The sequence below is a fragment of the Mangrovimonas sp. ST2L15 genome, assembly GCF_001280515.1.
In the GTDB taxonomy this organism is placed as follows: domain Bacteria; phylum Bacteroidota; class Bacteroidia; order Flavobacteriales; family Flavobacteriaceae; genus Mangrovimonas; species Mangrovimonas futianensis.
Window position 1 is genome coordinate 1 of record NZ_LBIQ01000006.1, and the last position, 1,046, is coordinate 1,046.

At 51.1% G+C, this 1,046-nt stretch carries 1 pseudogene; it reads left to right on the top strand.

The features are described from left to right. Window positions 1–1,046 (top strand): annotated as a pseudogene (locus ZA07_RS16085) (hypothetical protein); the annotation flags it as partial.

Sequence of the window (1,046 nt, forward strand, 5' to 3'; positions counted from 1 at the left end):
CCATCGGCAACCACGACCTATGAGGTAACGGTAACAACCGGCGAGTGTTCTTCCACAGATTCAGTAACGGTTACAGTGACCCAACCTGAAACACCAGAATTGGTTGTATCTGCAGGAGATGATGTAACCATCTGTGAGGGAAGTACTGCTGTATTGACCGCCTCAGAAGGAGAGAGCTATCAGTGGAACAACGGTGCCACTACCCAAAGTATTGAGGTATCACCAAATACCACTACGGAATATACAGTGACCGTGAGCCAAGGAGAGCAGAGCGGAAGCGCCAGCGTGACCATCAACGTCAACGCCTTACCAACTGCCGATGCAGGATCAGATGTGAGCATGGAAGTAGGATCCACAGTTGTGTTGACCGCAACCGGTGGTGAGGGCTATCAGTGGAGCAACGGGGCCGTGACCCAGAGTATTGAGGTAAGTCCATCGGCAACCACGACCTATGAGGTAACGGTAACAACCGGCGAATGTTCTGCCGCAGATTCAGTAACGGTTACAGTGACCCAACCTGAAACACCAGAATTGGTTGTATCTGCAGGAGATGATGTAACCATCTGTGAGGGAAGTACTGCTGTATTGACCGCCTCAGAAGGAGAGAGCTATCAGTGGAACAACGGTGCCACTACCCAAAGTATTGAGGTATCACCAAATACCACTACGGAATATACAGTGACCGTGAGCCAAGGAGAGCAGAGCGGAAGCGCCAGTGTGACTGTCAACGTCAATGCCTTACCAACTGCCGATGCAGGATCAGATGTGAGCATGGAAGTAGGATCCACAGTTGTGTTGACCGCAACCGGTGGTGAGAGCTATCAGTGGAGCAACGGGGCCGTGACCCAGAGTATTGAGGTAAGTCCATCGGCAACCACGACCTATGAGGTAACGGTAACAACCGGCGAATGTTCTGCCGCAGATTCAGTAACGGTTACAGTGACCCAACCTGAAACACCAGAATTGGTTGTATCTGCAGGAGATGATGTAACCATCTGTGAGGGAAGTACTGCTGTATTGACCGCCTCAGAAGGAGAGAGCTATCA